Origin of the sequence: Burkholderia sp. BCC1208, from assembly GCF_902833095.1 — a bacterium.
GTDB lineage: Bacteria > Pseudomonadota > Gammaproteobacteria > Burkholderiales > Burkholderiaceae > Burkholderia.
The window spans coordinates 556,930-580,582 of the sequence record NZ_CADFDY010000001.1 but is presented as its reverse complement, the minus strand read 5'-3'; the positions used below and the strand labels follow the sequence as shown (position 1 = coordinate 580,582).

General features: G+C 69.4%; 21 protein-coding genes. 15 read left to right on the top strand and 6 right to left on the bottom strand.

Features of this window, described 5'->3' with window-relative positions; genetic code table 11:
• The first annotated feature begins 32 nt into the window (after positions 1-32).
• Together HWX09_RS02595 and HWX09_RS02590 are read left to right on the top strand one after the other, a co-directional pair.
• Complete coding sequence (locus tag HWX09_RS02595) at positions 33-2,600, top strand: TonB-dependent receptor (protein ID WP_027784153.1); 2,568 nt, start codon at positions 33-35, stop codon at positions 2,598-2,600.
• Between the two features lie 56 nt (positions 2,601-2,656).
• Positions 2,657-3,406 carry a hypothetical protein gene (locus HWX09_RS02590; RefSeq protein ID WP_027784154.1) on the top strand — a complete coding sequence of 250 codons (750 nt, stop codon included), beginning with the start codon at positions 2,657-2,659 and terminating at the stop codon, positions 3,404-3,406.
• Positions 3,407-3,421: 15 nt separating this feature from the next.
• Here HWX09_RS02590 and HWX09_RS02585 read toward each other — a convergent pair whose 3' ends face one another.
• A complete protein-coding gene (locus HWX09_RS02585) occupies positions 3,422-4,312 on the bottom strand; it encodes a LysR family transcriptional regulator (protein WP_027784155.1) in 891 nt (296 codons plus the stop codon).
• A 112-nt stretch (positions 4,313-4,424) separates the two neighbouring features.
• On the opposite strand from HWX09_RS02585, the gene HWX09_RS02580 reads away from it, so the two are divergent.
• Positions 4,425-4,850: a VOC family protein gene (locus tag HWX09_RS02580; protein WP_027784156.1), complete on the top strand. Its 426-nt coding sequence runs from the start codon at positions 4,425-4,427 to the stop codon at positions 4,848-4,850.
• 132 nt (positions 4,851-4,982) lie between these two features.
• The gene (locus tag HWX09_RS02575; protein WP_027784157.1) at positions 4,983-5,567 is read left to right on the top strand and encodes a flavin reductase family protein; all 585 of its coding nucleotides are present in this window, start codon (positions 4,983-4,985) and stop codon (positions 5,565-5,567) included.
• 33 nt (positions 5,568-5,600) lie between these two features.
• Here the strand turns inward: HWX09_RS02575 and HWX09_RS02570 are convergent, their stop codons facing one another.
• The gene (locus HWX09_RS02570; RefSeq protein WP_027784158.1) at positions 5,601-6,497 is read right to left on the bottom strand and encodes a LysR family transcriptional regulator; all 897 of its coding nucleotides are present in this window, start codon (positions 6,495-6,497) and stop codon (positions 5,601-5,603) included.
• Between the two features lie 98 nt (positions 6,498-6,595).
• Between HWX09_RS02570 and HWX09_RS02565 the strand changes: the two genes are divergently transcribed.
• From HWX09_RS02565 to HWX09_RS02550, 4 genes are all read left to right on the top strand, one after another.
• On the top strand, positions 6,596-7,894 hold the full coding sequence (locus HWX09_RS02565) for a citrate:proton symporter (protein ID WP_027784159.1): 1,299 nt from the start codon (positions 6,596-6,598) through the stop codon (positions 7,892-7,894).
• A gap of 40 nt (positions 7,895-7,934) precedes the next feature.
• Positions 7,935-9,293 (top strand): acyclic terpene utilization AtuA family protein, encoded by a 1,359-nt coding sequence (locus tag HWX09_RS02560; protein ID WP_027784160.1) that lies wholly within the window; start codon positions 7,935-7,937, stop codon positions 9,291-9,293.
• Positions 9,293-9,604: a hypothetical protein gene (locus HWX09_RS02555; protein ID WP_027784161.1), complete on the top strand. Its 312-nt coding sequence runs from the start codon at positions 9,293-9,295 to the stop codon at positions 9,602-9,604. The genes HWX09_RS02560 and HWX09_RS02555 overlap by 1 nt, the downstream gene beginning before the upstream one ends.
• 477 nt (positions 9,605-10,081) lie before the next feature.
• Positions 10,082-11,911 (top strand): methyl-accepting chemotaxis protein, encoded by a 1,830-nt coding sequence (locus HWX09_RS02550; protein WP_027784162.1) that lies wholly within the window; start codon positions 10,082-10,084, stop codon positions 11,909-11,911.
• 42 nt (positions 11,912-11,953) lie between these two features.
• Here HWX09_RS02550 and HWX09_RS02545 read toward each other — a convergent pair whose 3' ends face one another.
• The gene (locus HWX09_RS02545; protein WP_027784163.1) at positions 11,954-12,190 is read right to left on the bottom strand and encodes a hypothetical protein; all 237 of its coding nucleotides are present in this window, start codon (positions 12,188-12,190) and stop codon (positions 11,954-11,956) included.
• 116 nt (positions 12,191-12,306) lie between these two features.
• Between HWX09_RS02545 and HWX09_RS33795 the strand changes: the two genes are divergently transcribed.
• Positions 12,307-12,435 (top strand): hypothetical protein, encoded by a 129-nt coding sequence (locus HWX09_RS33795; RefSeq protein ID WP_256980652.1) that lies wholly within the window; start codon positions 12,307-12,309, stop codon positions 12,433-12,435.
• Between the two features lie 94 nt (positions 12,436-12,529).
• On the top strand, positions 12,530-13,354 hold the full coding sequence (locus HWX09_RS02540; protein WP_027784164.1) for a hypothetical protein: 825 nt from the start codon (positions 12,530-12,532) through the stop codon (positions 13,352-13,354).
• 41 nt (positions 13,355-13,395) lie between these two features.
• Here the strand turns inward: HWX09_RS02540 and HWX09_RS02535 are convergent, their stop codons facing one another.
• Together HWX09_RS02535 and HWX09_RS02530 are read right to left on the bottom strand one after the other, a co-directional pair.
• Positions 13,396-14,325, bottom strand: a complete 930-nt coding sequence (locus tag HWX09_RS02535) for a phosphatidate cytidylyltransferase (RefSeq protein ID WP_027784165.1) — start codon at positions 14,323-14,325, stop codon at positions 13,396-13,398.
• Positions 14,326-14,361: 36 nt separating this feature from the next.
• Positions 14,362-14,994, bottom strand: a complete 633-nt coding sequence (locus HWX09_RS02530; protein WP_027784166.1) for a lysophospholipid acyltransferase family protein — start codon at positions 14,992-14,994, stop codon at positions 14,362-14,364.
• Between the two features lie 468 nt (positions 14,995-15,462).
• Here HWX09_RS02530 and HWX09_RS02525 point away from each other — a divergent pair, with 468 nt between their 5' ends.
• Genes HWX09_RS02525 through HWX09_RS02510 form a run of 4 tightly spaced genes read left to right on the top strand, consistent with a single transcriptional unit; the run spans position 15,463 to position 19,770 of the window.
• Complete coding sequence (locus HWX09_RS02525; protein ID WP_027784167.1) at positions 15,463-16,068, top strand: CDP-alcohol phosphatidyltransferase family protein; 606 nt, start codon at positions 15,463-15,465, stop codon at positions 16,066-16,068.
• Positions 16,069-16,127: 59 nt separating this feature from the next.
• Positions 16,128-17,897, top strand: a complete 1,770-nt coding sequence (locus tag HWX09_RS02520; RefSeq protein WP_027784168.1) for a bifunctional alpha/beta hydrolase/class I SAM-dependent methyltransferase — start codon at positions 16,128-16,130, stop codon at positions 17,895-17,897.
• Positions 17,894-19,318: a phosphatase PAP2/dual specificity phosphatase family protein gene (locus HWX09_RS02515; protein ID WP_027784169.1), complete on the top strand. Its 1,425-nt coding sequence runs from the start codon at positions 17,894-17,896 to the stop codon at positions 19,316-19,318. Before HWX09_RS02520 ends, HWX09_RS02515 begins: the two co-directional genes overlap by 4 nt.
• The gene (locus tag HWX09_RS02510; protein ID WP_027784170.1) at positions 19,315-19,770 is read left to right on the top strand and encodes a hypothetical protein; all 456 of its coding nucleotides are present in this window, start codon (positions 19,315-19,317) and stop codon (positions 19,768-19,770) included. Before HWX09_RS02515 ends, HWX09_RS02510 begins: the two co-directional genes overlap by 4 nt.
• Positions 19,771-19,786: 16 nt before the next feature.
• On the opposite strand, the gene HWX09_RS02505 is transcribed toward HWX09_RS02510, so the two are convergent.
• Positions 19,787-20,767, bottom strand: a complete 981-nt coding sequence (locus HWX09_RS02505) for a sensor domain-containing diguanylate cyclase (protein ID WP_034185412.1) — start codon at positions 20,765-20,767, stop codon at positions 19,787-19,789.
• Between the two features lie 545 nt (positions 20,768-21,312).
• Here HWX09_RS02505 and bcsB point away from each other — a divergent pair.
• The gene (bcsB, locus tag HWX09_RS02500) at positions 21,313-23,652 is read left to right on the top strand and encodes a cellulose biosynthesis cyclic di-GMP-binding regulatory protein BcsB (protein WP_027784171.1); all 2,340 of its coding nucleotides are present in this window, start codon (positions 21,313-21,315) and stop codon (positions 23,650-23,652) included.
• The last annotated feature ends 1 nt before the right edge of the window (position 23,653 follow it).

Here is a 23,653-nt window from a genome sequence, read left to right as displayed (position 1 = left end):
CGACTTGAGCTGTTTCCCGATGTTCGCGTGACATGGGTAGTGAAAGCAGCACTGGCCCATCGTCCACCGACTCCCCGATCATGGCTTCCATCCGTCTCACGCATCGGCGCCGTCCGGCGCCCGCCCGTCATCTGCCGCGCGGGTCGCGCCCGGCCGCGCCGGGCCGTCTTGCCCGCCGGCTCGCCGGCGCCGTCCTGTTGTCGGCATTGCTGCCGTTGCCCGCGCTGGCCGATACCGACGCCGATGCGGCGCCCGCCGCGCAGCGCGCGTCGCGTCGTGCGTTCGACGTTCCGGCCGGCCCGCTCGAAGCGGCGCTGAACCGGTTCGGCCGCGACGCGGGGATCCTGCTCGCGTTCCCGGCCGAGCTGACGGCGGGCCTGACGAGCGGCGGCGTGCACGGCCGGTTCGACGTCGACGGCGGGTTCGACCGCCTGCTGGCCGGCACGGGGCTCGTCGCGCTGCGCCAGCCGGGCGGCGGCTACACGCTGATGCGCGCCGACGGTTCGGCGGCCGCGCCCGTGGCGGCCGGCGCCGCGCCGGCCGCCGAGTTGCCGACGATCAACGTGCGGTCCAGCGCATTGCGCGCCGAAAGCTATCGCGCGCCGAAGGAGGCGGGCGTGCTGCGCTCCGACATTCCGCTGCTCGACACCGCGCAGGCCGTCAACATCGTGCCCGCGCAGGTGCTGCGCGACCAGCGGCCGCGCAATCTCGACGACGCGCTCGGCAACGTGAGCGGCATCACGCAGGGCAACACGCTCGCGGGTACGCAGGACACGATCATGAAGCGCGGCTTCGGCGGCAATCGCGACGGCTCGATCATGCAAAACGGCATGCCGCTCGTGCAGGGCCGGGCATTCAACGCGGCGACCGACAGCGTCGAGGTGCTGAAGGGGCCGACGTCGCTGCTGTACGGGCTGATGGACCCGGGCGGCGTCGTCAACGTCGTGAGCAAGCAGCCGCAGCTCACGCGCTACAACGCGATCTCGCTCGGCGCGTCGACGTTCGGGCACGGCAAGAACGGCGGCAGCGCGACCTTCGACTCGACCGGGCCGGTCGGCGATTCGCGGCTCGCGTACCGGCTGATCGTCGACCAGTCGAACGAGCAGTACTGGCGCAACTTCGGCGAGTACCGGCAGACCTTCGTCGCGCCGTCGCTCGCGTGGTACGGCCGCGATACGCAGGTCGCGGTGTCGTACCAGTACCGCAAGTTCCATGCGCCGTTCGATCGCGGCACCGCGCTCGACCCGCGCACCAACGCGCCGCTCGACATTCCCGCACGGCGGCGCATCGACGAGCCGTTCAACGACATGGACGGCGAATCGCATCTCGCGCAACTGAGCGTCGATCACCAGTTCAACGCGGACTGGAGCGCGCATTTCGGCTACAGCTACAACCGCGAGACCTACGATGCGAACCAGTTGCGCACGACCGGCGTCGATCCGGTGAACGGCACGCTGACGCGCAGCAACGATGCGACGCACGGGTCGCTCAGCACCGACAGCTACGGGATCGGCTACGTGACGGGCAAGCTGACGCTCGCGGGGATGCGGCACGACGTGCAGGTCGGCTTCGATACCGAATACCGCCGCATCTATCGCAAGGACATGCTGCGCCAGGCCGTGAAGACGCCGTTCAGCTACGTCGACCCGGTGTACGGGCTGCTGCCGCCGTCGAGCACGGTGTCCGCGAGCGACAGCGACCAGACCGACACGCTGCACGATGCGTCCGCGTTCTTCCAGGATACGGTTCACCTGACCGACAAGTGGATCGTGTCGGGCGGCATCCGCTACATCACGTACAACCAGGTCGCGGGGCGCGGCCGGCCGTTTACCGCGAACACCGATCTCAGCGGCTCGAAGTGGCTGCCGCGCGCGGGCGTCGTCTACAAGTGGACCGATGCGTTCTCGCTGTACGGCAGCTATTCGCAGTCGCTGAAACCGTCGTCGTCGATCGCGCCGATGACGGGTTACGTGATCGACGGCGCGACGCCGCCCGAGGAAGCGACCGCGTGGGAAGTGGGCGGCAAGCTCGACCTGCCGGGCGGAATGACCGGCACGCTCGCGCTCTTCAACATCGACAAGAAGAACGTGCTCGTGTCGCAGTACAACGACGCGACGAAGCTGACCGACTGGCGCACGTCGGGCAAGGCGCGCTCGCGCGGCGTCGAACTCGACGTGTCGGGCAAGATCGGCGAACGGGTGAACGTGATCGCGAGCTACGCGTACATCGACGCGAAGACGACCGAGGATCCGTTGTACGCGGGCAACCAGCTGTGGAACGTCGCACGCCACACCGCATCGCTCGCGGCCGTCTACGACTTCGGCACGGTGGCGGGCGGCGACGACCTGCGCATCGGCGCGGCCGCGCGCTACGTCGGCGCGCGCCCCGGCGATTCGGCGAACAGCTTCACGCTGCCGTCGTACGTGCTCGCGGATGCGTTCGCGACCTACGACACGCGGATCGGCAAGCAGAAGCTGTCGTTCCAACTCAACGTGAAGAACCTGTTCAACCGCACGTACTACCCGTCGAGCGCGAACCGCTACTTCGTCGCGATCGGCGACGCGCGACAGGTGTCGCTGCTCACCACGCTGCAGTTCTGACCATGCAATCGCCGCGCGGCCGTTACGCCGGTGCGCGGCTTCGGAGAGGAATCCAGATGAATCTGAAGACGAAGACCGGTGCGCGCCGCCGCCTGTTGCGCACGATCGCGGGTGCGGTGCTCGCGCTGTCCGCGGGCCTCGGCGCCGGCGTATCGGCGCCCGCATTTGCCGCCGATGCGCCGCAGGCCGCGACGCGCGTCGCGATGCTCGTGCAGTTGCACGGCCCGAACCTGAAGGTCGACGAGCGCATCGGCCAGCATCTTGGTGAACGCGGCTACGCGGTGAGCCTGATCGACGAGGCGGCCACGCCCGATGCGGCGCGCGACGCCGATCTGGTGGTGATCTCGTCGACGGTATCGTCGAAGAACGTGCGGCCCGGCTGGCGCACGCTCGACAAGCCGCTCGTGACGTGGGAAAACGACCTGCTCGACGATCTTGCGATGACGGGCAAGCGGCACGACGTCGACTTCGGCGAAACGGGCAAGGAGCGCTACCTGTGGCTCGTCAATGCGCCGCATCCGATGGCGGCCGGGCTGCCGGCCGGCGCGACGAACGCGTACGGCAAGCAGGCGCCGATGAGCTGGGGCAAGCCGGGGCTCGGCGCGATCACGATCGCGACCGTGTACGGCCAGCCCGACAAGGCCGCGATCTTTGCATACGAGAAGGGCGCGACGATGGACTACGAAACGCTCGCGCCGGCGCGCCGCGTGATGTTCTTCCTCGACAACGACACGTTCACGAACCTGTCGCCGGCCGGTGTCGCGCTGTTCGACGCGGCGGTGGACTGGGCGGCCGGGCGGCGCTGAGCCGCCGCGCGTCGATCACGCGGCCCGCGGCGGCGGGCGCCGTCGCGACGCCGCGTCGATCAGTTGCGCCAGCGTTTGCGCGGGCTCCGACATCGTGCGCCGCGCGCGATGCACGAGCCCGATGTCGCGGTGAAACGTGTGATGCCCGAGGTCGATCGCGCGCACGCCGGCCGGCCAGCGGCGATACACGGCGGTCTGCGGCACGATCGCGATGCCGACGCCGTTCTCGACCAGCTTGACGATCGCGTCGAGCTCGTCGAGTTCGCAGGTGTCGCGCACCGCGATGTGCATCTTGCGCAGAAAGCGGTCGACCTGGCGGCCCCCGAACGACGCGCGGTCGTAGCGCACGAACGGCTCGCTCGCGAGCAGGGCGGCCCAGTCCTTGCCCTTCACGCCGCGCGGCACGATCAGGCGGAACGGTTCCTGCGCGAGCGTCGTCCAGTGCAGGTCGCTCTGCAACGCAAACGGCGGCCGGATGATCGCGGCCATGTCGATCTCGCCCGCGTCGACCCGGTTGACCAGCTCGATCGACAACCCGGGTATCACGCGCGTCCGGCACGCGGGGTGCAGGCGATGGAAATCGGCCAGCGCGGCCGGCAGCAGCGCGCTCTGCACCGACGCGATCGCGCCGATCGTCACGCGTACGACGGCCGGCGCGCCGGGCGCGGCCGAGCTCAGGTTCTCGTACAGGCCGATCAGCGCCTGCGCCTGGTCGAGCACGTGATGGCCCCGCTCGTTGAGCCGCGCCGATCGCCCTTGCCGGTCGAACAGCGCGAAGCCGAGCTCGGCTTCGAGACGCTGCATCTGCGCGCTCACGGCCGCCTGCGTGAGCCCGATCCGATTGCCGGCCGCGGCAAAGGTGCCTTCCCGGGCGACGGCGACGAGGGTTTTCAGCTCGCGGATCATTCATCGATTCTGTTTGTGAATCGTGAAATTATATATTGATTTAATTTTTACTCGGCCTTGTCTACCATGGTGCCGTCCTCGCGCCACGCGAGCGTTTCTTCACGAGGCCATCATGAGTCTTTCCCCGTTTCACCTGGCGATTCCGGTCTACGACCTGCCGGCCGCGCGCGATTTCTACGGCCGCGTGTTCGGGCTGGAAGAGGGGCGCTCGAGTGCGCAGTGGGTCGACTTCGACTTTTACGGGCATCAGCTCGTGATCCACGCGCATCCGAAAACCGCATCGCAGGAAGGCGCGCATACGAATGCGGTCGACGGTCACGACGTGCCGGTGCCGCATTTCGGGATCGTGCTCGACTGGGCGAGCTGGGAAGCGCTGGCCGAACGCTTGCGCGCGTTCGGCGTGACGTTCGTGATCGAGCCGTATGTACGGTTCCAGGGGCAGGTCGGCGAACAGGCGACGATGTTCCTGTTCGATCCGTGCGGCAATGCGCTCGAATTCAAGGCGTTCCGCGACATCGGCCAGCTGTTCGCGAAGTAACCGGCAGCGGCGCGAGCGCCGATTGAAATTGGGTGCGAGAATGCGGCCGGCGGCCCGAGCGCGCGCAGGTGCGACGGCCGGCGCCGCGCCGCACGGCAACCGTCCGTGCGCGCCGTTCTCCAAGGAACCCGTATGGACAGTCACATCGCTCCGGTGGAGCTGAAGAAAGCCTACCGTCTCCTCAATCACGGCCCGACCGTGCTCGTATCGGCCCGCCACGACGGCGTCGACAACGTGATGGCCGCCGCCTGGGCGTGCGCGCTGGATTTCCTGCCGCCGAAGCTGACCGTGGTGCTCGACAAATCCGCGAAGACGCGCGAACTCGTCGAGCGCAGCGGCACGTTCGTGATCCAGGTGCCGACGGTCGCGCAATTGCAGCTCACGCATGCGGTCGGCAGCCACAGCCTCGCGGAGCGGCCGACCAAGCTGCGCGAAGCGGGCGTCACGCTGTTCGACGTCGAAGGCCACGACCTGCCGTTCGTTGCAGGATGCTCGGGGTGGCTCGCGTGCAAGCTGATTCCCGAGCCGCACAACCAGCAGACCTACGACCTGTTCATCGGCGAGGTGGTCGCTGCGTGGTCCGACACGCGCGTGTTCCGCGACGGCCACTGGTATTTCGAATCGGCCGACCCCGCGCTGCGCAGCCTGCACTACATCGCGGGCGGCAATTTCTATGCGATCGGCGAATCGCTGCACGTCGATCCGGACGCGCAGTAAGCGCCGGATGCACGGTCCCGAATCGGGCGCGCTTCATGCGCGCTTTTTCAATTCCGCGAGCATGATGTCGGCGAAGGCCTGCGCGACGCTCGGCAGCGTGCGTCCACGCTTCGCGATGAGCGCGATCGGCCGCACGAACGCGGGATCGTCGATCGGCTTCGCGACGAGGTCGGGCTCGGCGCGCACCTCGCGCGCGGTCGCGGGCAGGATCGTCACGCCGAGGCCGCCACGCACCATCGCGACGGCCGTCATCATGTAGGTGGGCTCGCATGCGATGTCGGGCGTGCAGCCGGCCGCTTCCAGCGCGGCGTCGACGACGCTGCGCACGCTCGTGCCCTGCGCGGTGAGCACGAGCGGTACGCCGGCGACGTCGGCGGTGGTCACGCGGCGCTTGCGCGCGAACGGATGATCCTTCGGACACACGGCGACGAGCCGGTCGGCGCCCGCATACAGCACCTCCAGCGACGCATCGAACACGTCGCCGCCGGTCAGCCCGAGATCGGCTTCCTCGTTGCGCACGAGCGCGGTGACGAGGCTCGCGACGCCGTCGCGGATCTCGAAGCCCGCGCGCGGGACGTCGCGCCGGAACGACTGGATCAGCTCCGGCAGCACGCTGGACGCGAAGGTCGGCAGGCACGCGAGCCGTACCGTGCCGCTCGTGCCTTCGCCGAGCGCGCGCGCATCGCGCAGCACGCGTTCCATGTCGTCGAGCGAGCGCTGCAACAGCGGCAGCAGTTCGCGCCCGGTCTGCGTGAGGGCGACGCTGCGGCTGTTGCGGTCGAACAGGCGCGCGCCGACGATTTCCTCGAGCCGGCGGATCTGCACGGTCAGCGCCGGTTGCGACAGGTGCAGCCGCGCGGCGGCGCGCGTGAAGTTGCCGGCGTGCGCGACGGTAACGAACGCGCGAATGTCGCGAAGATTCAGATCCATAATGGTTCGTGATTGCTGCGATCAAATCATTTCAATTGTGCTATTGCTGCGCCGACCTTACGCTCGTCTCCAACAAAAGACAAGGTAGGAGACAACCGATGCTGCCGTTACTCGGGCTGGGCACGATCGTCGTGCTGCTGGCCGCGATTCTGTCGAAGCGGATGTCGCCGCTCGTCGCGCTGATCATCGTGCCGATCGCCGCGTCGCTGCTCGGCGGCTTCGGGCTGCACACCAGCAAGTTCGTCGTCGACGGGCTGAAGGGGCTCGCGCCCGTCGTCGGCATGTTCGTGTTCGCGATCCTGTATTTCGGGACGATCACCGACGCCGGCACGCTCGATCCGATCATCGACCGGATCCTGCGCGCGGTCGGCACGCGGCCGACGCGCATCGTGATGGGCACGACGCTGCTCGCGCTGCTGATCCATCTCGACGGCTCGGGCGCCGTCTGCTTTCTCGTGACGATTCCGGCCGTGCTGCCGCTGTACGACCGGTTGAAGATGGACCGGCGCGTGCTGGCCACCGCCGTGTCGATGGCCGCGGGCATCAACTTCCTGCCGTGGACGGGGCCGATGATCCGCGCGTCGGCATCGCTGCACCTGCCGGTGTCGGCGCTGTTCAATCCGCTGATCCCGGTGCAGGCGATCGGGCTCGTGTTCGTGTTCGGCGTCGCATACTGGCTCGGGCGGCGCGAGGAGAAGCGGCTCGGGCTGTCGCGCGACGATGCGTCGATTCCGTTGCCCAAACGCGAGCTGACGGCCGACGAGCAGGCGCTGCACCGGCCGCATCTCTTCTGGTTCAACCTCGTGCTGACGCTCGTCGTGCTCGGCACGATGGTCGTGATGGGCGAGAAGGTTCCGCCCGCGATCATGTTCATGGTCGGGCTGTGCATCGCGCTCATGGTGAATTACCCCGACGTCGACATGCAGCGAAAGCGCATCGATGCGCATGCACGCGCCGCGCTGATGATGGCCGGCATCCTGCTCGCGGCCGGCGTGTTCACCGGGATCATGCAGGGCAGCGGGATGCTGAAGGCGATGGCGCAGGCGGCGGTCGGCTTCGTGCCGCCGTCGATGGCCGGCCACATTCCGGTCGTGCTCGGCCTCGCATCGATGCCGCTCAGCATGCTGTTCGATCCCGATTCGTTCTACTTCGGCGTGCTGCCCGTGATCGCCGAAGTGGCCGGCCAGCTCGGCGTGCCGGCCGTGCAGGTCGGGCAGGCGGCGCTGCTCGGCCAGATGACGACGGGGTTCCCGGTCAGCCCGCTCACGCCCGCGACGTTCCTCGTCGTCGGCCTGTGCGGGATCGAGCTGGCCGAGCATCAGAAATTCACGTTTCCGCTGCTGTTCGGCGCGTCGATCGTGATGACGATCGCCTGCGTCGTGCTCGGCATCTTTTGATTCTTCCCGGCGGTGCGCGCCGCCGGACGACGGTACGGACATGACAGCAAAGCAACCTGAACGGCGCGTGCGCATCGGCGCGGGCGCCGGCTACTCGGGCGACCGGATCGAGCCCGCGGTCGAACTCGCCGAACACGGGCAGCTCGACTATCTGGTGTTCGAATGCCTGGCCGAGCGCACGATCGCGATCGCGCAGCAGGCGCGCCGCAACGATCCGGCGCGCGGCTACGATCCGCTGCTCGACGCGCGGATGCAGGCGGTACTGCCGGTCGCGGCGGCCAGGCGCGTGCGGATCGTGTCGAACATGGGCGCGGCGAACCCGCGCGCGGCCGCGCGGCGTACCGCGGAGATCGCGCAGTCGCTCGGCATCGCGGGGCTGAGCGTCGCAGCGGTCGAAGGCGACGACGTGCTCGACGTCGTGCTGCGCGGGGCGTTCCGTTTCGAGGAATCGGGCGACGCAGTCGCCGCGTATCGCGACCGCATCGTGTCCGCGAACGCGTATCTCGGCGCCGCGCCGATCGTCGATGCGCTCGCGGCCGGCGCGGACGTCGTGCTGACCGGGCGCGTCGCCGACCCGTCGCTGTTCGCCGCGCCGCTGATCCATGCGTTCGGCTGGCGGATGGACGACTGGGACACGCTCGGGCAGGCGACCGTCGTCGGCCACCTGCTCGAATGCGCGGGGCAGGTGACGGGCGGCTATTTCGCCGACCCCGGCTACAAGGACGTGCCGAATCTCGCGCGGCTCGGCTTCCCGATCGGCGAGGTCGCGGCCGACGGCTCGGTCGTGATCACGAAGGTGCCGCATGCGGGCGGCCGCGTGAGCGCGGCGACCTGCAAGGAACAACTGCTCTACGAGATTCACGACCCGGCGCGATATCTGCAGCCCGACGTCGTGGCCGATTTCACGCGCGTGGCGGTCGCCGAGGAGGCGGCCGATCGCGTGCGCGTGACGGGCGGGCGCGGCGCCGCGCGGCCCGATACGCTGAAGGTGTCGGTGGCCTATATCGACGGCTACATCGGCGAAGGCCAGATCTCGTACGGCGGCCCGGGCGCGCTCGCGCGTGCGCGTCTTGCGCTCGACATCGTTCGCGAGCGGCTCGCGCTGACCGGCGTCGCCGCGAGCGAGCTGCGCTTCGACCTGATCGGCGTCGATGCGCTGTACGGCGACGCGACGCCGGCCGTACGCGGCGAGCCGGCCGAGGTGCGCGTGCGGGTGGCCGGCCGGGCGGCGAACGCCGCCGAAGCCGCGCGGATCGGCAACGAAGTCGAGACGCTCTATACGAACGGGCCGGCCGGCGGCGGCGGCGCGTTCAAGTCGACGCGCGAGGTCATCGCCGTGCAGTCGGTGCTGCTGCCGCGCGCGGCCGTGACGCCGTCGTTTTCATTCGTGGAGGCCTGATGCAACTGCGTGAACTCGCGCATGCGCGCACCGGCGACAAGGGCAATACGCTGAACGTGTCGGTCATCTGCCGCGATCCGCGTCATTACGACCATCTGCGCACGCATCTGGATGCGGCAACGGTGAAGACATGGCTTGCGGGCATCGTGCACGGCGACGTCGTGCGCTACGAGTTGCCGGCGCTCGGCGCGTTCAACTTCGTGCTGCGCGATGCGCTCGGCGGCGGGGTGACGCGCTCGCTCGCGCTCGACGCGCACGGCAAGTCGGTCAGTTCGGCGCTGCTGGCGATCGAGGTGCCCGATCCGGCGTGACGCTGGCGTAGTGGGCGGGCGGGGCCGGGCGCTCACGGAATCGGTAGTTCGCGGCTGGGCGACCGTGGCGAGATTCGACGGATCGAGGAAGCCGGTGAGCTGCGCTTCCGGAAACATCACGAGGTCGGTGGCGGGTGCGCAGGCCGCGATCGCATCGAGCGTGCGTTGCAGGTTGTAGGGTGTGTCGCCGTCGCGACCGGCGAGCTGGTCGATGTCGAGCTTCAGTTTCATGAGTCGAGTGATTGCGCAGGAGCGGCAGGCGTCGATGCCGGAACGCCGAGTATGCGCTGCCCCGCCGGTTTTCCTATCCCGCCGACGTGTTAACCCCGTCGGGGTATTGATTCCGGGCCAAGTCATAGCGCTTTTTCGTGTGGTCTGACCAGTCCAACCTCAAGTTGCGCAACGAATGGCCGATAGAGCGGGTGCGTGCCTCATTTGACCATTCGAACAACACGGCCACCGGAGATCATCGTCATCATGCTGTCATCGATTCGCGCACGGATTCTGGCGACCTGCGTCGCCATCGTGATCACGGCGCTCGCCGTGACCGGCGGCCTCGTGTATTACGTCGTGAAGCAGCACAACGACGAAACCATCGACCAGAACCTGAAGTCCGTGCTGGCCGGCCATGCGCTCGCGCTCGACGAGTGGATCGCCAGCCGTGCGCAGCAAACCCGGGCGCTGGCCGATACGCTGACGGTGGGCGACGGCGATCCGCTGCCCGCGCTGACGCTGCTCGGCAAGTCGGGCGGCTTCCAGGTACTCACGCTCGGCCTGCCCGATCGCACGGCGTTCTCGAACGTTCCGCTCGCCGCCGGCTACGATCCGACCGCGCGCCCGTGGTACAAGCAGGCCGTCGAGGCCGGCCGGCTCGTCGTCACCGCGCTGTACCTGGACGCGTCTACCGGCAAGCCGGCTTTCGCGTTCGCCGCGCCGATCCTGCGCGGTGGCACGCTGAAGGGGGTGCTGGCCGCGAGCCTCTACATGGAGCGCGCGAGCGAGATCGTCGCATCGATGCATCCGACGCCGTCGAGCTTCGCGTTCCTGGTCGACCGGAGCGGACGCCTGATCGCGGGCGCGAAGACGGACCTGATCATGAAACCGGCGCTCGGGCTGTCGCCCGATCTGACGCCCGAGCGCCTTGCCGGATTGCAGGCCGCGTCCGAGCCGGTGGCGGTCGACATCGGCGGCGCGACCAAGCTGTTGCGCGCGCAACCGATCGCCGGAACGGACTGGTCGCTCGTGATGGCGCTCGACCGGTCGGATGTGACGGCCGGCATGCGCGCCGTCGCGACGACGACGCTGGTGGCGATCCTCGTCGTCGCCTGCATCGCGGCCGCGCTCGTCGGCGCGTTGACGAACGCGGCGTTCAAGCGCGTGCTGCTCGTGCGCGACGCGCTCACCGATGTGGCGAGCGGCAGCGGCGACCTGACGAAGCGGCTCGAAGCCGACGGCTCCGACGAAGCCGCGCAGATCGCGCGTGCGTTCAACCTGTTCGCGGAAAAAATCAGTGCGATCCTGCTGCAGATCCGTGCATTCAGCGAATCCGTGAGCGTGGCGAGTGCGGAGATCGCGCAGGGCAACCAGGATCTGTCGAGTCGTACCGAACATGCCGCATCGAGCCTGCAGGAAACCGCCGCGGCACTCGAGGAGATCGCCGGCACCGCGCGCAACTCGGCCGATTCCGCGACCCAGGTCAACCGGCTCGCGGAATCGGCGTCGGGCGTCGCGATGCGTGGCGGCGCGGTGGTGAGCCAGGTGATCGAGACGATGGGCGAGATCACGAAGGCGTCCACCGAAATCTCGAACATCATCGGCGTGATCGACGGCATCGCGTTCCAGACCAACATCCTCGCGCTGAATGCGGCGGTCGAGGCGGCGCGCGCGAACGAGCACGGCCGCGGCTTCGCCGTGGTCGCGGGAGAGGTGCGCACGCTGGCTCAGCGCAGTGCGCAAGCCGCGCGGGAAATCAAGCATCTGATCCAGTCGTCGGTGGAGCGGATCGAGGGCGGGTCGGGGCTCGTGCAGACGGCCGGTGCGACGATGGACGAGATCGTCGAAGGCGTGCGCGGGATCAGCAGCGTGATCGCGGAAATGACGGTCGCCGCGAACGAGCAGAGCACCGGCCTCGCGCAGGTCAATCAGGCGGTGTCGCAGCTCGATCACTCGACGCAGCAGAACGCCGCGCTCGTCGAGGAGTCGGCCGCGGCCGCGGCGCTGCTGCGCGAGCAGGCTGCGCAACTGGCGCAGACGGTCGGCGAATTCAAGCTCGCGCGGGCGCAGTCGGTCGACGTGCAGGCGGCGTGAGCGTGGCGGCGCCGGTCGTGCGTCATCGGGCGGTCTGCGCTTTCAGGAACAAGGCGGACAGCGCCGACTGCGAATTGATGTCGAGCTTCGCGTAGAGGTTGCGTCTTCGTACGGGCATTCGGCGAACGCCTGCGGGCTGGCGTCGCCGAACATCGGCGCGACCCGGCTGTCGACCGCGACGTATTCCTCGATCAGCCGGATCAGCGGCAGCCAGAAGCCGGGCTGGTCGAGCGTCTCGATGAGCCGCCCGATCGAGCGGTGCCAGGCGATGTCCTGCACGGTCGGTTCATGCGTGTGTCCATGTCGGGTTGGCCGCCCGACGCTTGCGGCGCTGCGCCGTACGTGTACGCTACGGCTTCGCGTGCCAATTCCCGCGCGATCGAACGGAGCCTGTGGTGAAGAACGAGATCGTAGCGTCGGCCGGCGCGAATGGCGAGGCCAAGCGGCGCAGCCGGTACGTGCACGTCGCCATGCGCGTCGCGCTGGCGTGTGCCGGCTCGCTCGGGTGCGCACCGCCCGGCTGAAGCCGGACGGCACCGGCATTGCCCAACGGCACCCGTGATCGGGCGAGCCTGCAACGATCCGCTACCTGTCTTTCCAATCCGACCGAACCTCGTCATGACTGTCCAGTACCTGAACCGACGTCTCAAGCCGCTCGCGGCTTCGCTCGCTGCCCTTGGCGCGCTCACGGTGCTCGCGTCGCTCGCGGCGCCGTCGCTCGTTCATGCCGCGGAGCCGCCCCGACTTGACCCTCCGCTGCAGACCTTCATCCACGACACGTACGGCAACTGGCGTGCGGACCGCAAGGGCTGGCAGGCGGAAGGGGACGATTTCATCTATTCGCCGTGCGGCTCGCTGCGTGTCGCGACCGCCGACGGCCCGCGCACGCTGCTCGCGATGTGCGGCGAGACCGAGGCGGCGGTGCAGAACGGGATGCCGGGCATGGATTCGGACGCGACGACCGGCACGATCGATCTGTACGTGCTGAAAGCGACGCCGGACGGCAAGGCGCTCGAACCGGTCGTGAAGAAGACGGAAATCGCCTCGGGCCAGCGCGGCGCGCCCGGCACGGTGCGCATCGAGCGGCTCGGGCCGCACCTGTTCGGGTTCGTGATCGGCGAAAGCGATACGCGGCAAGGCTATACGCAACGCTTCAGCTCGATCTGGCTACCGTACGGCAATGCACTGGTGCCGGCGGCGGCGCGCATCGACGAGGCGCTCGACAATGCGGAGTCGACGGAATGCGCGAACGCCCGGGCGCGCTGCGAGGAGCGTCGCTTCGAGATCGCGCCGGACATCACCGGCGCCGGCGACGTCTATCCGTTGACGGTCACGGAAACGGTCACGCGCGGCGACCGGCGCATTCAGGTGCGCCATACAGTTAAGTTCGACGCCGTGCGCGGTCGCTACCTCGTGCCGAAGGCGCTACGCGACGGATACTGAGCCGTCGCGCGCAGGACGGGCGGCGCTGCGCCGCCCGCGCATCACACGTACAGATAGCGCACGAGGTGAAAGAACACCGGCGCGGCGAAGCAGATCGAATCGACGCGATCGAGCATTCCGCCGTGGCCGGCGATCATCGAGCCCCAGTCCTTCGTGCCGAGCGAGCGCTTGACCGCCGACAGCACGAGCCCGCCGACGAAGCCCGCGATCACGATCGCGAGCGAGATCCCGAACGCCGCGCCGAAGCTGAACGGCGTCACGCGATACAGCGAGGCCCCGCACAGCGTGGCCAGCAGGCCGCCGCCGATGAAGCCCTCGATCGTCTTCGACGGCGACAGCTGCGGTGCGATCTTGCGGCGTCCGAACAGCTTGCCGACCACGTATTGCAGCACGTCGCTGATCTGCACGACGAACAGGAAGAAGAACAGCAGCAGCGCGTTCTGCCCGGCGTAGCGCGGAATGTCGAGAATCAGCACGGCCGGCGCGTGGCTCAGCCCGTACACGCACACCATCAGCGCCCAGTTGATCTTCGCGTTGCGGCTCAGGAATTCGCGCGTGTCCTGCGTGAGCGCCGACACGAGCGACATCGCGAAGAACAGGTGCACCGGTACGAAGATCGAGTACATCCCGTACCAGTTGATCCCGAGCAGCAGGTACTGCACGGGGATCGCGATGAAGAACGCGATGAAGAGCGTCGTATGGTCGCTCGCGGTGGTCGGCGTGAGCGTGATGAATTCGCGCAGCGTCAGGTACGACAGCAGCGCGAACACCAGATACGTGACGTTGTTGCCGAGGCCGATCGCGACGGCCATGATCGCGATCATCGCCCACCATGCGCGGATGCGCTGGTTCAGGTTGACGATGGTCGCGCTCGTGCCGCCGCTGCGCGCGCCGAGGATCGCGCCGATCACGGTCGCGACGACGAGCACGCCCGTGACGCCCGCGACCAGTTCCCAGAAGAGGGTTCGCATGGTTGATATCCGGAAAAGGAGAAGGGGGCGCCGCGTTCAGCCGGCCGGCCGCTGCGGCGGCGCGAGCGCGATGACCGCGTCGCGCATGCGGGCGAGGAACGTCGGCTTGTCTTCCTGAGCGTCGAGCGCTTCGTTCGCACCGAAATGCACCTTGCAGATCAGCGGCACGGGCCAGATCGCGCCCTTCGGCATGATGCGCTGCAGGTTCTCGAGATAGACGGGCGCGAGCGGGACGTCCGGGAATTCGGTCGCGAGATGGAACAGCCCGCTCTTGAACGGCTGCGGCAATACGTCGGCGCCGCGCGTACCTTCCGGGAAGATGATGATCGAGTGACCCTGCCGCAGCGCGTCGCGCACCGGGTCGAGCGGGTCGCCACCGCTTTCTCGATGGCGGTCGATCAGCACGACGTTCAGCAGCTTCTGCGCGATATGGCGCTTCAGGTCGCTGCTGTCCCAGTAGTCGCGCGCGGCGACCGGCCGCACGACCGCGCGCACGTCGCGCGGCAGCGCGGCGAGGATCGCCAGCGTGTCGATGTGGCTCGTATGGTTCGAGAAGTAGATCTTCTGCGTGGGCGACGGCGGCGCCTGATGCCAGACCGGATACGCGCCGGCGACGAGCCGCACGATGGACAGCAGGAAGTCGCGCTGCCAGACGTTGAGGATGTTCATCGGCGCGCTGGCTCCCGCGTGCGTGCCCGGCCCGCCGCGCACGCGCGGCGGACGGAACCTCGGAATGCCGGCGCGGCAGGATGCGCGCCGGACGGCTCTCGTTTAAATTTTTTCAAGTTCGTGGCTGCCTGTCGCAGGTCCGCGATAATCGGACGATTCGCCGTCGCACGCTGTTGCGTCGCGGCGAATGCGCCGGTCGGCGGCGTGATAATCGGCTGTTGCACGAGTGCCCGTCTGCAGTTCGAATCGATCTCGCTGCGATCGGGCCAGCGGATTATCGCGAGTTTCGACGAAAAACGCCAGATTGGCTCCGCACGGGCGGCCCGGCCCGCACGCTTGACGCATCGAGGCCGCTCGGCGACGATGAGGGCCGTTCAATCCAGGCCGACGACGGCCGTTTCGCCGCCCGGGGCATGGCGGCGGGAAACGTATCCGACCGTGCCGCGCGAATAATACGAATACGAAACGATGAGCCTCTACGCACTCAAACCCAAATTCCAGGACCGTCTGCGCCCGTTCGCGAATTCGCTCGCCGAACGCGGCGTCACCGCCAACCAGGTCACGCTGTTCGCGGCCGGCGGCTCGATCGTCGTCGGCGCGCTCGCCGGGCTCGGCGTGTTCGCCCGTGTGCTGTTCCTGCTGATTCCGCTGTGGCTGTTCGCGCGGATGGCGCTCAATGCGATCGACGGGATGCTCGCGCGCGAGCACGGGCAGAAGAGCACGCTCGGCGCGTACCTGAACGAGCTGGGCGACATCGTGTCCGACGTCGCGCTCGTGCTGCCGTTCCTTGCCATTCCCGCGTTCGCTCCGGCGGACGTCTGGCTGTTCGCGCTGATGGCGGTGATCGTCGAATGCGCGGGGCTGATCGGCCCGCTCGTCGGCGCGACGCGCCGCTACGACGGCCCGTTCGGCAAGAGCGACCGGGCGCTGGCCCTCGGCGCGTTCGCGCTGTGGATCGGCTTCGGCTTGCCGGTCGGCAGTGTCGCCGCGTGGCTGTGGCGGCTGCTGATCGTGCTGTCGATCGTGACGGTGGTGCGGCGCGTCCAGGCGGGCATTGCCGAAGCGGGCGGTTGACGGGCCGGGCGCCGGAGGGCGGCGCCACATGATTCGAATAACGAAACGAGAGAGACCACATGAGCACACGCACGGCCCGTGAGGCCGACTTCATCACGCACGACGGCGAAACGCTGTTCTATCGGCACTGGCCCGCGACGGGCGCACGCTGCCGCGGCGCCATCGTGCTGCTGCATCGCGGGCACGAACATTCGGCGCGCGTCGCGCACCTCGTCGACGAGCTCGACCTGCCGGATTTCGCCTTTTTCGCATGGGACGCACGCGGCCACGGCCGGTCGCCGGGCGCGCGCGGCTACAGTCCGAGCGCGGCCGCGTCGGTGCGCGACCTGCAGACCTTCGTCGAGCATATCCGCGACACGCACGGCCTCGCGATCGAGGATATGGCCGTGGTCGGCCAGAGCGTCGGCGCGGTGCTCGCGGCGACCTGGGCGCACGACTACGCGCCGCCGATCCGCGCGCTCGTCGTCGCGTCGCCGGCGTTCCACATCAAGCTCTACGTGCCGTTCGCCCGGCCGGGGCTGCGGCTGATGCACAAGCTGCGCGGGCTGTTCTACGTGAACAGCTACGTGAAGCCGAAATTCCTCACGCACGATCCCGAACGGATCGCGAGCTACGCGTCCGATCCGCTGATCACGCGGCCGATCGCGGTCAACATGCTGCTCGACCTGCACGATACCGCGCGGCGGATCGTCGCCGACGCGGCCGCGATCACCGTGCCGACGCAATTGCTGATCTCGGGCGCCGACTGGGTCGTGCATCGCGGCCCGCAGGACCGTTTCTTCGAACGGCTCGGCTCGGCGCGCAAGGAGCGCATCGTGCTGCCGGGCTTCTATCACGACACGCTCGGCGAGCGCGACCGTGCGCAGGCGCTCGCGCCGTTGCGTGCGTTCGTGCTGCGCGAGTTCGATGCGCCGAGCCCGCGCGTGTCGCTCGCCGATGCGGACCGGCGCGGCGCGTTCCACGACGAATACGCGGCGCTCGGCCGGCCGCCGGCCAACGTGTTCGCCCGTGCGTACTGGGCGCTCACGCGCGCCGGCCTGAAAGCCGGCGGCGCGCTGTCGGACGGCATCGCGCTCGGGCTGCGGCTCGGCTTCGATTCGGGCTCGACGCTCGACTACGTGTACCGCAACCGCGCGCAGGGGCGGCTCGGCGTCGGCGCGCTGATCGACCGCACGTATCTCGATTCGCCGGGCTGGGTCGGCATCCGGCAGCGCAAGGTCCATCTGCAGGAGTTGATCGGCGCGGCGATCGGCCGCCTGCGCGGGCGCGGCTCGCCGGTGCGGATCGTCGACATCGCGGCAGGCCACGGGCGCTACGTGCTCGATGCGATCGCGACGGCCGCCGAGCGCGACGGCGCGGCGCCCGACGACATCACGCTGCGCGACTACAGCCCGCCGAACGTCGAGGCCGGGCGCGTGCTGATCGCGCAGCGCGGCCTGGAGCCGATCGCGCGCTTCGAGCGCGGCGACGCGTTCGACGAGGCATCGCTCGCGACGCTCGAGCCGCAGCCGACGCTGGCGATCGTGTCGGGCCTGTACGAGCTGTTCGGCGAGAACGCGCTGATCGAGCGCTCGCTGCGCGGGCTCGCGCAGGCCGTACCGCCGGGCGGCTATCTCGTCTATACGGGGCAGCCGTGGCATCCGCAGCTCGAATTCATCGCGCGCGCGCTGAACAATCACCGCGGCGAGTCGACCTGGGTGATGCGCCGTCGTTCGCAGGCCGAAATGGACGAGCTCGTCGCGCGGGCGGGCTTCCGCAAGCTCGATCAGCGGATCGACGAGATGGGCATCTTCACGGTCAGCCTCGCGCAGCGGGTCGAACCGTCATGAGTGTGCTCGGCGACGGCGGCGGCGGTGCGGGTACGGGCGCGGGTGGCGGGCTGGCCGAGCCGGCGGCCGGCGCGCGCGACGCGTCGTTCGCGCTGCGCCTGGGCTGGCTCGCGGCGATGGGCGCCGTGTTCTTCTCGACGTACGGCTTCGCGAACTGGCTCGCCGCACGCCGCGCCGCGGTGCCGACGTTCGCGTTCGGCTGGGAGCATGCGATCCCGTTCGTGCCGTGGACGATCGTGCCGTACTGGTCGATCGACCTGCTGTATGCGCTCTCGTTCTTCTTCTGGACGCGCCGCGACGATCTGCTCGATCACGTGAAGCGGCTGCTGACCGTGCAACTGGTGTCGGTCGCGTGCTTCATCGCGTGGCCGCTGCGCTTCGGCTTCGAACGGCCCGACGCGGGCGGCATGGCCGGTACGTTGTTCGCGCTGCTGATGGGTTTCGACAAGCCGTTCAACCAGGCGCCGTCGCTGCATATCGGGTTGCTGGTCGTGTTGTGGGCCGTCTATGCGAAGCACCTGCGCGGCACGTTCGAGCGCGTCGTGCTGCACCTGTGGTTCGCGGCGATCGGCGTGTCGGTGCTGACGACTTACCAGCATCACGCGATCGACGTGCCGACCGGTGCGGCCGTCGGCTGTCTCGCACTGTTCCTGTTTCCGCTGCGCGATGCCGCAGGCCGATTGCCGGGCGCCGATGCGTCGCCGTGCGCGGCCAGTCGCGCGCTCGCGCGCCGCTATGGGTTCGGTGCCGCGCTGATCGCACTCGCGGCGCTGGCGTGCGTGCCGCGCGCGCCGGGCGGGGCGCTGGCGGCAGGGTGGGTTGCGCTGGCGCTCGCCTGCGTTGCCTGGGCCTACCGGCGCGGCGCGCCCGGCGCGTTTCAGAAGGATGCGCACGGACGGTTGCCGGTCTTCATCGGCTGGCTGCTCGCGCCGACGATCGCCGGCGCGTTCGTCAATTCGCGGCTGTGGACGTTCCGGCAGCCGGCGCCGGTGCGGATCGACGAACGCGTGTCGATCGGCCGTACGCCGACGACGCGCGACATCCGGCGCCATCGCTTCACCGCCCTGGTCGACCTGACCGCCGAGATGCCGCGCTGGGCCGCGGCCGATGCATCGTTCGCGTATGCGTGCGTGCCGCAGCTCGACCTCGTCGCGCCGACGGCGGCGCAGCTCGCGCAGGCCGTCGCGGCGCTCGAACGCCTGCATGGCGAAGGGCGCGACGTGCTGGTTTGCTGCGCGCTCGGCTATGGGCGCAGCGTGCTGTGCGCGGCCGCCTGGCTCGCGGCGCGGCGCGGGCTGACGAATGCGCGCGACGCGCTGGCCGCGGTGCGCGCGGTCCGGCCGCACGCGGTGTGGTCCGACGACGGCGCGGCCGTGCTGCAGCAGTGGATCGATCGCCGTCGCGATGGGAGGCTCGGATGACGCGCGATCCGTCCGCTCCGTTCAGGATTGCCGCCGCGCGCGGCGCGCTCGATGCGGGCGCGTGGGCGATCGCGGCCGCACTGGCCGCGGCCGGCGCGGGCGGGTGGATCGCGGCGGGCTGGCTGCCGGCGACGCTCGCGCGCGTGCTGCTGGCCGCCGTCAGCACGGGATCGGGGATCGCGGCGCTGTGGTACGCGGTGCGCATCGAGATCGATCGGTGGCTGTTCGCCGCGTTGGCGCGGGCGGTGGAGGGCGATGCAGCGGTCGACGACGGGCTCGCGGCGCTCGACCGCGCGCTCACCGATCTCGGCTGGATCGACGCGGCGAAGGCCGGGCGCATGCTCGATGCGCGCGTGCGCGGCGCGGTCGGGCTGTGCCGTGCCGCCGTGCTCGTCGCCGTCGTGCAGTGGGTCGCGGTCGGGATCGCGATCGCGGTGCGGCCGATCGGCTAGCGGTGCGTGCCAGGCGTCATGCGGGCGCGGAGCGCTGCCCCCGCGTGCGCTTCACCTCGTACATCGCCTGATCCGCACGCTCGATCAGCGCATTCATGTCGGTGCCGTCGTCCGGCAGCACCGCGATTCCGATGCTGACGCCCAGCCGCAGCGCATGCCCCTCGAATTCGAACGGCTCGCCGACCTGCCGCGCGAGCCGCGTGCTTTGCACATGCGCATCGTCGCGGGTGCCGAGGTTCGGCAGGATCACGGCGAATTCGTCGCCACCGACGCGCGCGACCGTATCCGAGCGCCGCACCGCGCCCTGCATCCGCGCGGCGATCTCGCGTAGCGCGGCGTCGCCCGCGCGGTGGCCGAACCCGTCGTTGATCGGCTTCAGCCCGTCCATGTCGATGTTGAGAATGCCGAGCCGGCCGCTCGCGCGCAACGCCGTGTGCATCGACTGGCGCAGGCGATCGTAGAACAGCGCGCGGTTTGGCAGCCCGGTGAGCACGTCGTGCGTCGCGCGCAGATAGAGTTCGTTCGCTTCATTACGCGCCGCGTGGAACATCGCGGCGGCGATCAGATCGGCCATCAGCCGCAGCGTGGCGGCGTCCGCCTGCGAAAAACCGTCGACGTCCGGCGACATCACCTTCAGCACGCCGACCGTCGTGTCGGCATGCGTGAGCGGCATCACCAGCATCGAGCGCAGGCCGACCCGGCGGCACGCATCGCGATCGACGCGCGGGTCGGTTTCCGAATCGATGCAGTGCAGCAACTCACCTTGCTGCACGCACAGGCCCGACAGGCTGCCCGAGCGCCGCAACCGTAGCCCGAGCATCCCGGCGGCCGTGCCCGACGCGGCGCGGTACACCATGTCGTCGCCTTCGGCGAATTCGACCGCGGCGGCGCTCGCGCCGGTGATCTGCGGTACCTGCTCGGCCACGTAGGCCATCACGCTGCCGAGGTCCAGGCCGAGTTTCGCGATTTCGGTTTGGGCGGCGATGATCCGCAGCAACGTGTCCGGGGACGGGGGGCGGAGTCGACGATTTGATTCAAGTCAGTTTCCCACGAAGAAAATCCGTTGCGCGGCGCGTGCTTGCGGTAGCATACGCGCCGCCTGCGGCAGCGTGTCGCGGGCGATCCGCAACGGATCGCGACCGACGCCCGGCCAGCCGTATCGCGCCGGCAGTATGCCGTTCCGGCCGTTCGGCAGCAACGGCGCAATTCTTGCCATTCACGCTTCCCGAGCAGCATTTCCGACCGAATTGAGATTTTTTCGCTTCCCAGTCGCGAATCGCGGTGAGTTTTGTTCTATTTTTGAGATAGTGTGACGAATGATGGGCGGGCGCCGGTGCGAGGTGCTTCGCCACGCGACGAACGGGTCATTGAAGAATCCGCCGCGTCGTACCGATAAATGAATCAGGCCATATCCGCGTTACGCGACGCGCAACATACATGAGGGGAAGCAGAGGGGATGCGCACTCACGGGCATAGCTGCTTTGCGCGCGTCGGTTTCGACGCGCAGGATGACCGGACGATCGTGACGACGCGGAGCGGCGCATGAAGCCGGCCGTATCGCTGTTCGTCCTGGCGGCCGCGATGACCGGCGCTTTCCACACGGCCGTGCTGTCGGCCGCGCCGATGCCGGCCGTGCCGGCCGCCGCCGCTTCGACGGCCGCTGCCAGTCACGCGGCGGCGCCCGCTGCGGCGCCGGCGGCGGTGCTCGCGGCGGCGTCGACGGCGGCCAGCGCGCCGGCCGCCGGGCTGCCGACGACGACCGTGCATGTGCCGTTCTCGTCGCTCGGCGCGTTCGATCCGCTACGCCTACGCGGCGCCGACGACGCACGCACGATCAACGCCGGCGTGCGGCTCGATCGCGTGATCACGGGCGCGCGGCTGCGCCTGACCTACGCGTATTCGCCGTCGCTGGTCTTTCCGCTGTCGCACCTGAAGGTGTCGGTGAACGGCGAGGTGATCGCGACCGTCCCGTTCGACGCCGCGCGCGCGGGCCGCACGGTCACGCAAGAGATCCCGATCGATCCGCGCTACTTTTCCGATTTCAACCAGATCGGCCTGCGCCTGATCGCGCACTACACGCTCGACCACTGCGAGGATCCGGCGAACTCGGCGCTGTGGGCCGACGTGAGCCCGACGAGCGAGCTGATCCTCGACGAATCGCCGGCGCGCCTGCCGAACGATCTCGCGCTGCTGCCCGCGCCGTTCTTCGACCGGCGCGACAACGGCCGCCTGCGGCTGCCGTTCGTGCTGCCGGCCTCGCCCGATTCGGCGACGCTGCGCAGCGCGGGCGTGCTCGCGTCGTGGTTCGGCGCGCTGGCCGATTACCGGCATGCGCGTTTCCCGGTGTCGGCCGCGCTGCCGGCCGACGACCAGGCCGTCGTGGTCGGCACGGCCGCGACGCTGCCGGCGGGTCTCGCGCTGCCGCCGGTGGGCGGCCCGCTGCTCGCGGTCGCCGACAACCCGGCCGCGCCGGGCCGCAAGCTGCTGGTCGTCACGGGCCGCACGGCGGCCGAGGTCGACGACGCGGTCGCGACGCTCGTGCTCGGCCGCGCGGCGCTGTCGGGTCCGGCGGCGACGGTCGCGCACGTCGATCTCGGCGCGCCGCGCAAGCCGTACGACGCGCCGCGCTGGCTGCCGGTGAACCGGCCGATCGCGTTCCGCGAACTCGTGAACGACCCGCGCCAGCTGGAAGTGCGCGGCACGACGCCCGATGCGATCCGGCTGAACCTGCGCGTGCCGGCCGATCTGCATTCGTGGAACGGCTCGGGCGTGCCGATCACGCTGCGCTACCGCTACACGGCGCCCACCGTCCAGGACAATTCCACGCTCGCGGTCGAGATCAACGATCAACTCGTGAAGTCGTACCGGCTCGGGCCGGCCCACGCGGAGGACGCGCACGGCCGCATGCAGTTGCCGCTGCTGGCGGTGCCGGAAGGGCGCGTGACGAGCGACGTCGACATTCCCGCGTTTCGCGTGGGCAGCGGCAACCAGCTGCAGTTCCGCTTCACGCTCGATTCGCAGAAGACGGGCCTGTGCTCGAGCACGGCCACCGAGCCGCAGCGCGCGGCGATCGATCCCGATTCGACGATCGACTTCTCGCACTTCGTCCATTACGCGCAATTGCCCAACCTCGCGTTCTTCGCGAACAGCGGCTTTCCGTTCACGCGCTTCGCGGACCTGTCGCAGACGGCCGTCGTGATGCCCGATCGGCCGTCGCCGCAGGAGCTCGAGGCCTACCTGACGATGCTCGGCCACATGGGCGAATGGACCGGCTTCCCGGCGCTGCGCGTGCAGGTCGCGCGGCCCGGCGACGTCGCCGCGCTGTCGGGGCACAAGGATCTGCTCGTGATCGACGGCTCGCCCGCGTCGCCGCTGCTCGCGCACTGGCGCGCGGCGCTGCCGCTCGCGATCGGCGAGCAGGGCGGCGCGGGCGGCGCCGGCACGACGCGCGTCGCGTTCACGGTGAAGGAGCGCTGGCGCAACGGCGTGGGCCTCGCCGACGGCGGCGCGCACATCGAACAGACGGGCCCGCTCGCGGCGCTCGCCGGTTTCGAGCTGCCGGGCAGCCGCGGCCGCAGCGTCGTCGCGCTGACGGCGACCGACCAGCCGCGCCTCGGCGATCTGCTCGACGTGTTCGAGAACGCCGGGCTCGTGTCGCAGCTGCAGGGCGACCTCGCGCTGGTGCGGCCGGGGCAGGTCGACAGCTTGCGGGTCGGCGAGCCTTACGTGGTCGGCTTCGTGCCGTGGTATGCGCGCGTGTGGACGCAGGCGGCGCGGCATCCGGTCGTGCTCGGCGCGGTCGGCGTCGTCGCGGGGCTGCTGCTCGCGCTCGGCGTGTTCAGCGTGCTGCAGCGAATCGCCGCGCGTCGACGGGGGATGTAAC

Coding starts and splice junctions, on each gene's coding strand:
- HWX09_RS02595 (WP_027784153.1), top strand. CDS start 33: ATGGGTAGTGAAAGCAGCACTGGCCCATCGTCCACCGACTCCCCGATC.
- HWX09_RS02590 (WP_027784154.1), top strand. CDS start 2,657: ATGAATCTGAAGACGAAGACCGGTGCGCGCCGCCGCCTGTTGCGCACG.
- HWX09_RS02585 (WP_027784155.1), bottom strand. CDS start 4,312: ATGATCCGCGAGCTGAAAACCCTCGTCGCCGTCGCCCGGGAAGGCACC.
- HWX09_RS02580 (WP_027784156.1), top strand. CDS start 4,425: ATGAGTCTTTCCCCGTTTCACCTGGCGATTCCGGTCTACGACCTGCCG.
- HWX09_RS02575 (WP_027784157.1), top strand. CDS start 4,983: ATGGACAGTCACATCGCTCCGGTGGAGCTGAAGAAAGCCTACCGTCTC.
- HWX09_RS02570 (WP_027784158.1), bottom strand. CDS start 6,497: ATGGATCTGAATCTTCGCGACATTCGCGCGTTCGTTACCGTCGCGCAC.
- HWX09_RS02565 (WP_027784159.1), top strand. CDS start 6,596: ATGCTGCCGTTACTCGGGCTGGGCACGATCGTCGTGCTGCTGGCCGCG.
- HWX09_RS02560 (WP_027784160.1), top strand. CDS start 7,935: ATGACAGCAAAGCAACCTGAACGGCGCGTGCGCATCGGCGCGGGCGCC.
- HWX09_RS02555 (WP_027784161.1), top strand. CDS start 9,293: ATGCAACTGCGTGAACTCGCGCATGCGCGCACCGGCGACAAGGGCAAT.
- HWX09_RS02550 (WP_027784162.1), top strand. CDS start 10,082: ATGCTGTCATCGATTCGCGCACGGATTCTGGCGACCTGCGTCGCCATC.
- HWX09_RS02540 (WP_027784164.1), top strand. CDS start 12,530: ATGACTGTCCAGTACCTGAACCGACGTCTCAAGCCGCTCGCGGCTTCG.
- HWX09_RS02535 (WP_027784165.1), bottom strand. CDS start 14,325: ATGCGAACCCTCTTCTGGGAACTGGTCGCGGGCGTCACGGGCGTGCTC.
- HWX09_RS02530 (WP_027784166.1), bottom strand. CDS start 14,994: ATGAACATCCTCAACGTCTGGCAGCGCGACTTCCTGCTGTCCATCGTG.
- HWX09_RS02525 (WP_027784167.1), top strand. CDS start 15,463: ATGAGCCTCTACGCACTCAAACCCAAATTCCAGGACCGTCTGCGCCCG.
- HWX09_RS02520 (WP_027784168.1), top strand. CDS start 16,128: ATGAGCACACGCACGGCCCGTGAGGCCGACTTCATCACGCACGACGGC.
- HWX09_RS02515 (WP_027784169.1), top strand. CDS start 17,894: ATGAGTGTGCTCGGCGACGGCGGCGGCGGTGCGGGTACGGGCGCGGGT.
- HWX09_RS02510 (WP_027784170.1), top strand. CDS start 19,315: ATGACGCGCGATCCGTCCGCTCCGTTCAGGATTGCCGCCGCGCGCGGC.
- bcsB (WP_027784171.1), top strand. CDS start 21,313: ATGAAGCCGGCCGTATCGCTGTTCGTCCTGGCGGCCGCGATGACCGGC.